Origin of the sequence: Providencia sp. PROV119 (assembly GCF_028482435.1) — a bacterium.
GTDB lineage: Bacteria > Pseudomonadota > Gammaproteobacteria > Enterobacterales > Enterobacteriaceae > Providencia > Providencia stuartii.
The window spans coordinates 43,962-58,422 of the sequence record NZ_JAMPQL010000007.1 but is presented as its reverse complement, the minus strand read 5'-3'; the positions used below and the strand labels follow the sequence as shown (position 1 = coordinate 58,422).

General features: G+C 41.0%; 11 protein-coding genes. 4 read left to right on the top strand and 7 right to left on the bottom strand.

All coding sequences use genetic code 11. The features are described from left to right. Positions 1–73 precede the first annotated feature (73 nt). The gene (locus tag PSF11_RS08135; protein ID WP_004922642.1) at positions 74–1,393 is read left to right on the top strand and encodes an L-cysteine desulfidase family protein; all 1,320 of its coding nucleotides are present in this window, start codon (positions 74–76) and stop codon (positions 1,391–1,393) included. A gap of 780 nt (positions 1,394–2,173) precedes the next feature. Then, positions 2,174–2,545, top strand: a complete 372-nt coding sequence (locus PSF11_RS08130) for a helix-turn-helix domain-containing protein (RefSeq protein ID WP_004922647.1) — start codon at positions 2,174–2,176, stop codon at positions 2,543–2,545. Between the two features lie 663 nt (positions 2,546–3,208). On the opposite strand, the gene yjiA is transcribed toward PSF11_RS08130, so the two are convergent. The 4 genes from yjiA to PSF11_RS08110 form a co-directional block, all read right to left on the bottom strand. Continuing rightward, positions 3,209–4,183 (bottom strand): GTPase, encoded by a 975-nt coding sequence (gene yjiA, locus PSF11_RS08125; protein WP_014656591.1) that lies wholly within the window; start codon positions 4,181–4,183, stop codon positions 3,209–3,211. A 23-nt stretch (positions 4,184–4,206) separates the two neighbouring features. After that, positions 4,207–4,410 (bottom strand): YbdD/YjiX family protein, encoded by a 204-nt coding sequence (locus tag PSF11_RS08120; protein ID WP_072502469.1) that lies wholly within the window; start codon positions 4,408–4,410, stop codon positions 4,207–4,209. Between the two features lie 70 nt (positions 4,411–4,480). Then, the gene (locus tag PSF11_RS08115; protein WP_004922657.1) at positions 4,481–6,634 is read right to left on the bottom strand and encodes a carbon starvation CstA family protein; all 2,154 of its coding nucleotides are present in this window, start codon (positions 6,632–6,634) and stop codon (positions 4,481–4,483) included. A gap of 382 nt (positions 6,635–7,016) precedes the next feature. Further along, complete coding sequence (locus PSF11_RS08110; protein ID WP_014656592.1) at positions 7,017–7,493, bottom strand: WG repeat-containing protein; 477 nt, start codon at positions 7,491–7,493, stop codon at positions 7,017–7,019. Between the two features lie 353 nt (positions 7,494–7,846). On the opposite strand from PSF11_RS08110, the gene PSF11_RS08105 reads away from it, so the two are divergent. Continuing rightward, the gene (locus PSF11_RS08105) at positions 7,847–9,454 is read left to right on the top strand and encodes a GMC family oxidoreductase (RefSeq protein WP_036941340.1); all 1,608 of its coding nucleotides are present in this window, start codon (positions 7,847–7,849) and stop codon (positions 9,452–9,454) included. Positions 9,455–9,499: 45 nt separating this feature from the next. Here PSF11_RS08105 and purT read toward each other — a convergent pair whose 3' ends face one another. From purT to PSF11_RS08090, 3 genes are all read right to left on the bottom strand, one after another. Next, a complete protein-coding gene (purT, locus tag PSF11_RS08100; protein WP_004922667.1) occupies positions 9,500–10,678 on the bottom strand; it encodes a formate-dependent phosphoribosylglycinamide formyltransferase in 1,179 nt (392 codons plus the stop codon). Between the two features lie 118 nt (positions 10,679–10,796). Next, positions 10,797–11,714 (bottom strand): EamA family transporter RarD, encoded by a 918-nt coding sequence (gene rarD / locus PSF11_RS08095; protein WP_004922670.1) that lies wholly within the window; start codon positions 11,712–11,714, stop codon positions 10,797–10,799. A gap of 112 nt (positions 11,715–11,826) precedes the next feature. Continuing rightward, on the bottom strand, positions 11,827–12,771 hold the full coding sequence (locus PSF11_RS08090) for an aminoimidazole riboside kinase (RefSeq protein WP_072502470.1): 945 nt from the start codon (positions 12,769–12,771) through the stop codon (positions 11,827–11,829). Positions 12,772–13,002: 231 nt separating this feature from the next. On the opposite strand from PSF11_RS08090, the gene PSF11_RS08085 reads away from it, so the two are divergent. Next, positions 13,003–14,457 (top strand): glycoside hydrolase family 32 protein, encoded by a 1,455-nt coding sequence (locus PSF11_RS08085; RefSeq protein ID WP_072502471.1) that lies wholly within the window; start codon positions 13,003–13,005, stop codon positions 14,455–14,457. The last annotated feature ends 4 nt before the right edge of the window (positions 14,458–14,461 follow it).

Below are 14,461 nucleotides of genomic sequence, written 5' to 3'. Positions count from 1 at the left end.
ATAGTGAAAATTTTCTCCCAATAATTCTTTAAAATATCCTTATTAAACAGGTGTTCTTTAGGGGGAATTCATTATGCAAGTTCAAGCTCAGCCACTTCTTTGGCAGTATTTTATCCATGCAGTAAAACAAGAAGTCAAACCTGCTTTAGGTTGTACTGAGCCAATCTCTTTAGCCTTAGCAGCAGCAAAAGCCGCTGCTTGCGTTGGTGGTACGGTCACTCGTGTCACCGCATTCGTTTCCCCTAACTTAATGAAAAATGGCATGGGAGTGACCGTACCGGGAACGGGCATGGTGGGTCTCCCAATTGCAGCGGCATTAGGTGCTGTTGGAGGGGATGCCGACGCTGGGCTAGAGGTATTAAAGTCAGCCTCAACGAGTGCCATTGAACGCAGTAAAAATATGTTGGCGCAGGGCCTTATTACTGTCGATATTAAGCATCCCTGTGATGATGTGATCTATTCAGAGGCAACGGTATTTACAGATAAAGGCTCAGCAACTGTCGTTATCGCGGGTACTCATACGCATGTCGTAAAAATGATCCATAACGACACTGTTATTTTTGATAGCACCCAACAAACGCAACAAAATGAATCCCCTGTGGATTGTGCTGCCGACGTGACACTTCCCCCTGTCACGGCCAAAGCTGTTTATCAATTTGCAACACAAGCGCCATTTGAAGATATCCGCTTTATTTTAGAAGCCGCACATTTAAATGATGCCCTGTCTCAGGAAGGGCTACGCCATGTTTATGGTCTGCATATTGGTAAAACGTTGCAATCTCAGCGAGATAGAGGCTTGCTGTCGAAAGATCTTATGTCAGAAATTATGATCAGAACATCGGCAGCTTCAGATGCACGTATGGGTGGAGCCGTATTACCCGCGATGAGTAATTCCGGCTCAGGTAACCAAGGTATAGCGGCGACAATGCCTGTTGTTGTCACTGCTGACTACTTACAATCAACAGAAGAGCAGTTAGCTCGCGCCTTAATGTTGTCACACTTAATGGCAATCTATATCCATAATCAACTGCCCGCCTTATCTGCGCTGTGTGCTGCAACAACAGCCGCAATGGGAGCTGCGGCGGGGATCGCTTGGTTGCTAGAATCACGTTATGAGGTTGTCGCAATGGCAATTAGCAGTATGATTGGCGATGTCAGTGGTATGATATGCGATGGTGCATCAAACAGTTGTGCGATGAAGGTTTCAACCAGCGCTAGCGCCGCCTATAAAGCCGTGTTAATGGCTCTCGACAACAGTTGTGTAAGAGGCTCTGATGGCATCGTGTCCGACGATGTAGACCAATCCATAGCTAACTTATGCGCTTTAGCTACCGGCTCTATGAGGCACACCGATGTTCAAATTATTGAAATAATGGCAGCAAAAGCTCGCTAACATAGTCAAAATTCAAGAAAAACAGGCCACTAATTATTCGTGGCCTGTTTTTTTTATGGCATCTAAAAATATTAAAAAAACAGATAAAAACAGTAGAAAATAACTAAGATAATTCTTACAATAATACTTAAATATGGGTTTGTAGATAATTTAGCTCAATGGAGGTCGAGCATAGTGCTGTTGCTCAATAAAATGTAGATGTTAACCAAATAATCGGTAATTTTTATTTAAACTTGGCATGTATGCAGTTGAGCGTTATTTAATATATTACAATCATTATTATTTCTTATTTATATGGCAAAAAACCAGAAACCTATAACTTATTGATAGTAATAATTTTTGATTTATTCATATTCATATTTTTTTATACTTTATTAATACTTTCTAACAATTCCCCGTTAAACATTTCTTTTTGTAACATGTTTATATAACAACTATTAATTGTTAATAATCTTAGTTGTTTATCTCGAATTGACACATAAAAACCAGGGTTATAAGCATATAATACTCAGTTATTGGTGCTCAAAAAGTATCAATAACCATTTATCGCATTGATTTTATTAGATTTATATTAATAGAACCATTACTCCATTTATGGGTTTTACTCGTATAATAAATAAATTCAGACTATCGGATATTTGATCTAAAAAAAAATAAGATTTATATTTGTTTTAGAAATAAGAATAAGCTCACATAAAAACATAACTTAAATAAGCAATACGTTTTAGCATATTGCTTGTTGGCTATAATTTATTAACTTTATCTACACAGAGGTTTTTAATGGAAAGTGAAGAATTGAGTATCGATAGTTTTTTTTCATCTATTTCATTAGCTATTGGTCGAACGTTGAAACGACTAAGGCAAAATCAAGGTTTAACTGGTGCCGATTTTGGTCGTTTAGTCAATCTTAGCCAACAGCAAATATCACGCTATGAGTGTGGCATTAATCATATTAATGTCAGCATGCTATTACTATTATTAGAAAAACTCGATATTACCGTTGGGGAATTTAATACTTTACTTATCGAAGAAATTAATTTAACCCCGATCAAAAATCACGTTGATTTAGATAGGATATTAAATGTTTGCAAAAATAATGGTGAGAAAACTGATCATTATGTAACTTCAAAATCTTCATTATTATTTGGCTAAATCGCATTTAATAAACTTTCAATCTCCTTTTTTCTCAGTCCCTTGCAGTCAAGGTGCCGCTGTTAGGATAGACACGTAAGTTAGCCCTGTTTGGCACCCTAGTGTATTTGCTAGTAAAAGTGGGTTAAAAAATCTTGTTATTATTGGTTATCTCAGTGGAGTAAGTCGTGTTTATTTCAACAGAACCAAGGCCGAACTAATAAAATGGCCAATAAAAACAACGATACTAAATTTAGTATCATTGATGGTGAACGTTATATCGCGATAGCATCACTAAAAGTATAATAGCAAATTAACGCTGGTTTTTCGTTTTTCTATCAACACAAGCCAATGGATCATTTAATTACTGATTCTTTATACTAATTCATAATAGAATAAAAATGAGTAAGGTCGATAATCTATAACCATTATTTTCGATTAGAGCACACTTTTACCCTTCCAAACCTAAAATTCCCCTTAAAATAAAGAATAAGTTTCCTTTTGAAATTATTAAAATTTAGTTTTGATATTTTTGTACCGTTCCTATGAGACAAAAAATTTAACCCATTTAATTTTGGTTAAGTTAATATCGGAACCAATGAAAAGCTATGATGTTAAGTTAAGATTCGTATGTTTATTATCGCCCCCTTCCCTTAGCAGTCAGGAAAGGGGTTATCGATATGTTTATAGCTCTTCATTATTCGTCTGGAGTTGTGCGAATTTTTGGCGTATTTCATTTTCTGGTAAATTAATCCCAATAAACACCAAAACACTGTGACGCGGCTCATTCTCTGCCCAATCGCTATCCCAATCAGCACTATATAAGCGTTGAACCCCTTGGAATAGTAGCCTTTTCGGCTCGTTTTTGATTGATAAAATCCCTTTATAACGCAATAAATTATCCGCAAATCCTAGCAGTAGAGACTCCATAACATCAGAGACCGCCATTAACTCAACAGGGTAATCAAATTCAACAACGATAGAATTCACTTCATTGTGCTGTTTAGGGGTAAAGCGGAAAGTGGGTTGATTCACTTTCAGTTGTGAATCGAGTAAAAAACCTTGAATATTAAACAGTAAATCGAGGTCAATCTCACCATGGGTCACGGGATAGATGGGTGCCCGTGCATTGATGCGCTGTAAGCGTTCAATTAAGCTTTCATGCTCAGGCTGAACATCCGTTTTCGTTAATAAGATCCGATCAGCATAGCCAATTTGTGCCTGCGCTATCGCAAAATCATCAAGTTGCTTATTTGCATGAACCGCATCCACCAATGTAATAATGCCATCCAATAAATAACGTTCACAAAGCACTTCATGAGAAAAAAAAGTTTGAGTGATAGGACCGGGATCTGCCATTCCTGTGCACTCAATCACTAAGCGATCAAAGTCGAGTTTCCCACTATCTAACCCATCAAGTAAATCGAGCAAAGCATTTTCCAACTCATTAGAGCGGCTACAACAAATACAACCATTACTCAATGTCGTTATTTGTGTCGCACGATCACCAATTAAGGCATTATCAATTGGCACTTCACCAAATTCATTTTCGATGACTGCGATTTTATGCCCATGATCTGCTTGAAGAATATGGCGTAGTAAGGTGGTTTTGCCCGCACCGAGAAAACCGGTCAAAATCGTGACAGAGATTGGTTTCATTGTATTCCTCATGACGTCATTAATTAACAGCAGCGAAATCCACCTTTACCGCTTCCACCATAGCGCGCATCTTGGCGCTCACGAAAAAACTCTTTATAAGTCATAATCGGTTTGTCTGGATGATTATCTTTCATGTGCTGTACATAGGTATCATAGTCAGGAATGCCTATCAACATACGTGCAGCCTGCCCTAAGTACTTACCTGTTTTGCCTAAACTTCCAAACATATGCTCTCCAATACAGATGCCCTACATCATGTTTACTCACAATGCAGGGCACCATTTTATACACTAAAGATTAGTGTGAAGATGAGGTTTTCACGCCCTCTTTAGGCACCGGTACATAAGGTGTTTCAGCATCGGTACGCTCTGGGTTTTTATACGCCTTCATCGCTGTTCTGATACCATAGAAAATAATACCGTAGACAACAACTAGGAATAGGATACTTAACCCTGCGTTTGTGTAGTTATTGATAATAATGTGATTCATGTCAGTGATTTGCTGAGCCGTTAAGTCAGCACCACCCGCCGCAATTTTCTCTTTATAAGACTTAGCTAAATAGAGGAAACCTTCGAGTTGAGGGTTATCACTAAACAGTTTCAAACCTAATGCCCAAGTTGTACAAATCAATAACCAAACCGCTGGTAACACAGTGACATAGATATATTTACTGCGTTTCATCTTAATTAAGACTACGGTGCTGAGCACCAAGGCAACTGCCGCCAGCATCTGGTTCGAAATACCAAACAGAGGCCATAGGCTCTTCACGCCGCCCAGTGGGTCAACCACGCCTTGGTACAATAAATATCCCCATAAACCAACGCATCCGGCTGTACCAATAATCCCAGCCAACAGTGAATCGGTTTTTTTCAGCACAGGTACAAAGTTACCCAATAAGTCTTGTAACATAAAACGACCTGAGCGCGTTCCTGCATCCAATGCAGTTAAGATAAACAGTGCTTCGAATAGGATACCAAAGTGATACCAGAAGCCCATATCAGCAGCAGGTATGATTTCATGGAATACATACGCGATACCTACCGCTAACGTCGGTGCTCCCCCTGCACGGTTCAATACGGAAGGCTCTCCGATATCTTTTGCCGTTTGCATAATTTGCTCAGGTGAAATCACAAAGCCCCATGAACTGACGGTTGCCGCAGCATGTGCCGTAACATCTTTCAGTTGTGCTAGGATTGCCGCACCGTCAGCACCACCAAGCTCATGCAGATTCGGCATAGTGATACCTAAAGCGGCTGGTGGAGTATTCATCGCAAAATAGAGGCCAGGTTCAATAATTGAAGCTGCAACTAGCGCCATGATCGCGACAAACGATTCCATTAACATCGCACCATAGCCGATATAGCGAGCATCTTTTTCGTTAGCCAACAACTTAGGCGTTGTCCCTGACGAAATTAAGGCATGGAAACCCGATACGGCACCACAAGCAATCGTAATAAATAAGAATGGGAACAGCGTGCCTTTCCAAACTGGGCCACTGCCATCAACGAACTGAGTGACCGCTGGCATTTTTAGCTCAGGATTTAAAATCACAATCCCAATCGCTAAACCGACAATCACACCGATTTTTAAGAAGGTAGCGAGATAGTCGCGAGGCGCCAGAATCAGCCAAACAGGTAATAATGCAGAGATAAACGCATAACCAACTAAAACATAAGTAATTGTAGTGTCTTTAAAGGTCAGTGCAGGACCCCAATATGGGTCATGAGCGATAACACCACCGAACCAAATCGACAAGATCAGTAACACAATACCAATGACCGAAACTTCCCCCACTCGTCCGGGTCGGATATAGCGCATGTAGATTCCCATAAACAGCGCAATCGGTACTGTTGAACATACCGTAAACACGCCCCATGGACTTTCTGCTAGTGCCTTAACCACGATCAACGCTAATACTGCAAGGATAATGATCATGATGAGGAAACAGCCGAAAAGCGCAATGGTTCCCGGAATAGGGCCAAGCTCTTCTTTGACGATTTCCCCTAATGATGCACCATTACGGCGAGAAGAGATAAATAGCACCATAAAGTCCTGTACTGCACCAGCCAGTACCACCCCAGCCAATAACCATAAGGTGCCTGGTAAGTAACCGACTTGTGCTGCTAAGACAGGCCCTACAAGTGGCCCTGCACCTGCGATTGCAGCAAAGTGGTGACCGAATAGAACGTTTCTATTTGTAGGAACATAGTTCAAGCCATCATTATTAATGACCGCGGGTGTCGCTCGCGTTTCATCGAGCTTCATCACTTTTTTCGCGATATACAAACTGTAATAACGATAAGCAATGAGATAAACCGCCACAGAAGCCACAACAATCCACAGCGCACTGATGTGTTCTCCGCGTCTAAGTGCAACCACACCTAGACAAATCGCACCGATAATCCCAAGGATCATCCAAGGAATGTGCTTTAAAATACCATTTTTGTTCATAAAACACCCTTCTGAGGTAAAACGAACTTCTCTTATGTTTTATTGACTTATCAATAACAAATCGATTCAAAGAACCGTTCTTTATCATTACTAAGTCTCTTTTTGGCAGTCGTTATCACCGTGCAATAAGAAAAAATTTGAGCTCTGCCATGGTCTCTATGGTAGAAAATATCTATTGGCGAATGTCTAAAGTCAGTGCGAGCGGTTGCATACAAAATTAAGCGGTCAGTTTTTCACTGCGAATGGTTTTATCGAAATGGCAAAGACGAAAAAAGTGTGATTAACTTAACAATAACAGTTGATTATCAATAAGTTAATCATATTAATGGAAATGGTATAAATGAAATGGTTTGTTAAATAAAACTCGAATAGTCGTAAAATCTCACGATGCAGGATGAGCGGTTATCCTATTTCCTTGCAGATCAATCCATACCCAATGGCCACCAACCCACCAGCTATGCTCACCATCCGTTTCCCGTTGGCAACCTATTCCTACATGTGCTTTCCCATTCTCAAAAGGGTAGGCGCAATCATAGTTTGCTTCAATCACGACCTTGCCTGTTTTTGCCTCAGCAAAACCAATTTTGTCACCTTGGCGGATACGATAAAGCCCATTTTTAGGCTCATCAGGCCAATTATCAAAATAATAAGGTCGATAGGCTTCATTGCCCTGTTGGTCGACCACAACTATTCCTTGATTAGGGAGATTTTTTAAACAAAAGCGATATGCAGAGTCGGCTTCAAAGCAATTTAATGTTTTTTCTGGTGCTTCTATCAATTGTGCAAATTGCTCATGTAGTGAATCAGCAAATAACATGCTCGGTAATACGCATAACAGCCCAATCAAACCTTGCTTCATCTTCGACTTCCTCACCCCAGTCAGTTGTATTAATGCAATATAGCGGATGCCACTAATATTCAAACTAAGAATACAGCGAAAATCAGCAAATACTCTAATAAAAAACAATCAGTTAATTAGCTCATTTACTTATTAATAATAAGAAAACCCCAAAAAACCTTAATAAATTAGATTTTTTTATCCTTTAAAAACAACAAAATACTAAAACACCGAGAAAAAAACACACAACTTTCATTTTGATACTCTTCACATAAACAACACATTATTCACACCTTAATAAGATAAAGAGTTATTGTTAATAACATGAAAATAAATTGTTATAGCAACGCTACTTTGATCAGGGGAATAACTGTATGAATAATGAAAACTATGATTACATCATTGTAGGAGCAGGTTCGGCTGGCTGCGTGCTTGCCGCACGGCTTATTAAAGAAACCCAGTCACGCGTTCTTTTGATTGAAGCCGGAGGAAGTGATGATCATCTGTATATTCGTATGCCAGCTGGGGTAGCTAAAATTATTGCCCAAAAAAGCTGGCCCTACGAAACGGAACCTGAACCACATGCAAATAATCGCAAGATGCAGATAGCACAAGGTAAAGTTCTCGGAGGCAGCAGTTCTGTGAATGGCATGATTTATATTCGAGGCCAAAAACAGGATTACGATAATTGGGCGCAAATCTATGGCTGTGATGGCTGGAGCTACCAAGATGTCCTACCTTGGTTTAAGAAAGCCGAACAAAATGAAAGTTTATCTGATAGCTATCATGGTACCGCAGGGCTGCTTCCTGTCAGTGAAAACCGTTATCGGCACCCTCTTTCTATGGCTTTTATCCGAGCCGCACAAGAGCAAGGGCTTCCTTATGTTAATGACCTTAATGGTGAAAGCCAACAAGGAGTCAGTTTTTATCAAACAACAACGAAAAATGGCGAAAGAGCAAGCACTTCAAAAACTTATCTTAAGAGTGTCGCACAAAGCGATAAACTTACAGTAAAGCTTAATAAACAAGTTAACCGTATTATTATCCGTGATGGTGTCGCTGTTGGGGTAAGCTATCAGGATAAAAATGGTGGTGAAGTCGATGTTTTCGCCCAAAAAGAGGTGATCATTTGTGCCGGCGCGATGGGCTCCGCGAAATTACTCATGCTCTCAGGTATCGGTCCTAAAGATCACCTCTCATCATTAGGGATTGAAACGGTCGCTGACCTTCCTGTCGGTAAAAACTTCCATGATCATCTTCATATGTCCATTAATGTCACAACCAAAGATCCTATTAGCCTCTTTGGCGCTGACAAAGGTATCCATGCTATAAAACATGGCTTTCAGTGGTTAGCTTTTCGTAGTGGATTATTAGCATCAAACGTACTTGAAGGTGCTGCATTTATTGATAGCTGTGGTCAAGGTCGCCCCGACGTACAAATTCACTTTTTACCCATACTTGATAGCTGGGATGATGTTCCCGGCGAGCCACTGCCCGCGACACATGGTTTCACATTAAAAGTGGGCTATTTACAACCTAAGTCGCGCGGTGAATTACTCTTGCGTAGCAAAGATCCACAAGCGCCACTAAAAATTCATGCCAACTATTTAGCCGCACCGGAAGATATGGAAGGCTGCAAACGTGCTGTCAAATTTGGGTTAAAAGTACTTGGGTCGGAGGCACTACAAGCGGTTAGTAAAGAGACATTAATGCCGCCAGCACAGGTTCAACATGATGAGGCAGCATTAGAGGAGTTTGTACGTAACTTTTGTAAAACCGTCTACCACCCTGTCGGCAGTTGTCGTATGGGAAAAGACACAGCAACTTCCGTGACCGATTTACGCTTACGTGTGCATGGCATTAAGCAACTTCGTGTCATTGATTGCTCTGTGATGCCAGAAATCCCAAGTGGTAACACCAACGCTCCAACAATCATGATTGCCGAGCGTGGCGCGGCAATGGTGATACAGGATAACCATTAACGCCAATGATCGCCCACTCACCCTAAGTGGGCGATCATGATACCATTACCCATTCACGGTTATGGTTGCCGCTGCCTTCTTCGCCTTATTTAACGCATGATCGATAGAATCTGCAATCGCCAAGGCAACACCTAAGCGGCGAGTTCCGGCAATTTCAGGTTTACCAAATAAGCGTAATTGAATATCCGAATCTAACGCTTGCCCTAACCCCGAAAAAACAACATCACGACTAGACAATTCAGGAAGGATCACCGCCGATGCACTTGGCCCATATTGACGGATTGCCCCGATAGGTAGCCCCAAGAAAGCACGCACATGAAGGGCAAATTCAGATAAGTTTTGTGAAATTAAGGTCACCATACCTGTATCATGAGGCCGAGGCGAAACTTCATTAAAAATGATCTCATCACCACATACAAATAGTTCCACACCAAATAAGCCATACCCACCTAATGCAGTCACAATTTTGGCAGCGGCCGCTTGTGCATTTTCCAATGCCTTTTCACTCATTTGTTGTGGTTGCCATGATTCTCGATAATCCCCTTTTTCTTGGCGGTGCCCAATAGGCGCACAAAAATGAATACCATCAACGGCATTAATGGTGAGCATCGTGATTTCAAAATCAAAATGGATCATTTTTTCAACGATCACACGCCCCTGACCAGTACGTCCACCTTCTTGCGAATAGTGCCATGCTGCTTTGAGATCCTGTTCGCCGCGCATAACACTTTGGCCTTTACCCGAAGAGCTCATTACTGGTTTGACTATACAAGGGAAGCCAATCTCTTTAGCTGCGGTCACAAAATCCGCTTCAGTCTCAACAAAACGATAATCTGAGGTCGGTAAGCCTAATTCTTCTGCCGCAAGCCGGCGGATCCCTTCACGATTCATGGTTAAATAAACCGCATTAGCAGAAGGCACCACTTTTTGCCCTTGTTGCTCCAATTCCACTAAGGTCTTGGTCGCAATCGCTTCAATTTCCGGCACGATAAAATCAGGTTTTTCTTTCTCAACAAGTTGGCGAATTGCCTCTCCATCTAGCATGTTAACGGTATAACTACGGTGAGCAACATGCATGGCGGGCGCATGGTCATAACGATCAACCGCAATAACTTCAATGCCCAAACGCTGGCACTCAATCGCCACTTCTTTCCCGAGCTCTCCTGAACCGAGCAGCATCACTTTTGTTGCAGAAGGACAAAGCGCTGTACCTAATTTATTCATGATGGATAACCTTGTATAAAAAAGCTGATTTCATGGACAAGATTATATACGCAATCGTTTGCTTAAACCATAAGAGATCGTATTTCACTTCATTTATCGCAATATTCGCTTAGCATTTCTAACGCTTATCACGACCTGTTACATAAGGGACACGTTTGTGATATTCGTTGTAGCGCTTATGCAGCAAGGCAATAATACAGCACAGTAATCCTAACCAAATCAATGAGAAACTAACCCCTTTCACCCAATCAAATAGTTCATTAAATAAGAATACAGCTAATAAGAATTGGATCGTTGGTTCAATATATTGGGCAAGCCCTATTACGGTTAATGTTGTGCGTTTTATCGCCGCAGTGAAAAACAGTAATGGAATAATTGTCACCGGAGCCGCAAGCATATACAGCAGCTTGATTTGCCAATCCCCCGCCTCGACAGCACTCGTGCCATTAGCGGATAGCCACCATGTGATCCCAATGGCGACAGGCAATAGCCACATCGCCTCAACAAAAAGGGAAGTGATAACATCAAAACGAATAAATTTGCGGATCAAACCATAGACGGCAAAAGCACTTCCCATCACAAGGGCAAGTAGAGGCAATTCACCATACTGCCAGATTTGGAAACAGACACCGGAAAAAATCAGCAATACCGCCATTTTCTCGGCTAAAACTAGCCGTTCATGTAAAAATACGACCCCAAGTAAAATAGAAAACAGTGGATTAATAAAATAACCTAGGCTGGCAGCAAGTACTTGCCCATGGGTTAATGCATAAGTGAATGCCCCCCATGATATCGCCATAATAGATGAACTAAACAAACATAAAATAATTGAGCGTTTATCTGCCCATACTTGTTGCCAAAGCGTTTTATTTTTAATCAGTAAGCGAATGGCTAATAAAAAGGGGATCGACCAAATTACACGTTGGGCAAGTAGCTCTAAAGGTTCAGCGCCGGGCAACAAACGGTAAAAAAGCGGTGTGATCCCCCATAAAATATAAGAAAAGATAGCCAATGCTACCCCTGATCTCAGTAACATAATTAACCCAAAATTGATGTTTTCTTAAATAAAATTTCACTATAAATATCATACACTTTTATTTATCAATTTGAATTAATTAACATCACTATTCGCATCCGTAAAGCCCTTCTCAACGTTCGCGAATATGTAATGGTGGTTGCTGGTGAATAAATGCCGTTAGCTCTTGCTGGGATGGCGCTGCACTGATTGCCCCTTTACGTGTTGTCGCTAATGCACCACAAGCTGTTGCTTGTGTAATGACTTTCATTAAATCGTCATCATTATCACTCACTCCAAATTGGGCGATGGCCGCAAGCAATCCAGCCATAAAAGCATCACCAGCCCCCGTCGTATCAACACTTTCGACACGATATGCGCTAATGCCGATTTGATGAGTATGGGTTAATACCAAGCAGCCCTTCGCTCCCTGAGTGACAACTTTCAAACGGGCAGGATAATTCTTGAGTTTCTCTATTGCCCTATCCAATGTCACCTCCTCAACAAGCCACAATAACTCATCTTCCGAGAGTTTCAGTATGTCTGCCTGATAAGCAAATTCATCGACCTTGGTATGCATTTCAATAGGATCCGACCACATTTGAGGTCGAATATTAATATCAAAACTGAGTAATCCCCCCGCTTGCTGAATTTTATCAATTGCTTCATTTAATGATGCGCGGCAAACTGGATGAACAAGCGCTAACGAACAAAAATGCAGTATATCTTTTTCAAAACGCGGTAAATTTTTGTTACTGAGAAATTGATCTGCCGAAGGTGAAACTAAAAAGGAAAACTCACGTTCACCGTTTTCATGTAAAGACACTAACACCGTACTCGTGCGATACCGCTCATCAAATTCCATCGCGCTAGTATCAACACCGATATCAAATAACGTCTTTTGCATAAAATGACCAAAAGCATCTTCGCCTACGCGCCCAATAAAACCACTTGGTATCCCTAATTTTGCAACACCAGCAGCGACATTCACAGGAGCCCCACCAGCACAGGCTTCATATTGCATACTGTGCAGAGGAATTAAATCAACGACCGCATCACCTAAAGACCAAACTTTCATATTCACCCCATTCGAAGATTGAATGACTCGACATACAATTATTACATTAACACAAATTAGTACTGGAAAACCCAGATTGTTAACGTTAACATTTAAAGCTTAGAGTATAAATAAAAGACAATATTAACGCACGTGTTATATCGCCTCATCCTATTTATGGATCAATGTGTATTACCTAATCTTTTTAACAATAAGCACTGATAAACAATCGGTACACGTAAAGGAGCTATGATGAAACAACGTATTGAACAAGCATCGATAGCGCTTGAAACAGCGAGACAATCTCTAAACAAGCAATTTTATCCTGAATATCATCTTGCCTCTTATGCGGGTTGGTTAAATGATCCAAATGGGCTTGTTTATCATAATGGTCTATACCATGCTTTTTACCAACATCATCCCTACAGTTCAGATTGGGGACCAATGCATTGGGGGCATGCTACGAGTCAAGATATGCTCCACTGGTCACATCAACCTATCGCCCTCGCACCGGGTAATGACTATGATCGCGACGGTTGTTTTTCAGGCTCTGCGGTCAGTCATCATGGAAAACTATACTTATTTTACACCGGTCATATTTGGTTATCCGATGAAGGGGATGACAGCGAGATCTATCAAGCGCAGTGCCTTGCAGTGAGTGAAGATGGCATACATTTTGAGAAAAAAGGTGTCCTTATCCCTCCACCTGAAGGTTATATGCACTTCCGTGACCCAAAAGTTTGGTATCAAGATTCCCGTTGGTGGATGGTCGTTGGTGCAAGAGACCATTTAAATCAGGGGCAAATTCTCCTCTTTAGCACAGAGGATCTACTTAATTGGCCTAGTGAATACCAAGTTTTGGCTAAAACAGAAGATAAAAATGTTTATATGTGGGAATGCCCTGATTTTTTCCCTTTAGGCGAACAGTTTGTCACATTATTTTCCCCTCAAGGCAAAAAACCATCGGGTCATCAGTATCGAAACCGTTTCCAAAATGGCTATCTTGTGGGTCATTGGTCACCGCAACAGCCTTATGAAATAACTCACCATTTTACCGAAATCGATTTTGGTCATGACTTTTATGCGCCGCAAACTTTCTTATCTAAAGATGGACGGCGTATAGCGATTGCTTGGATGGATATGTGGGAAAGCCATATGCCATCAAAACCTCACGGTTGGTCAGGCTGCTTTACCATCCCAAGAGAGCTAACCTTGAACAACCAAGGTAAAATACGGGTAAACCCAATTAAAGAGCTGACATCGTTACGGCAAGAAGCTATTGAGATCACACCTTGTGTGTTAGAAAAAAATAGTGTGATTAAAATGTATGATGATGCCAAAGCCTGTGAAATTGAGTTAATTTGGGATTTACAGAACAGCCTGGCTGAAAAATTCGGTTTTTGGATTGGTAATGGTGCTCAATTCTTCATTGATGGGCAGACACAAACCTTAATGCTCACCCGCCACTATCCAGAATATGTTATTAGTGATTACCGCTGTGCGCCGTTACCACAAACCCAGTATCTCAAAATACGTGCTTTTATTGATAAATCTAGCATTGAAGTTTTTATCAATGAGGGGGAAATGTGTTTTACCAGCCGAATTTATCCGCAAGAAGGGGAGCGAGTTTTAACTTTATTTGCCATAAACCAGAAAGCCAAATTAATAAAGGCGACATTATGGCCACTGCATAAAGCGGTCGAATAACCAC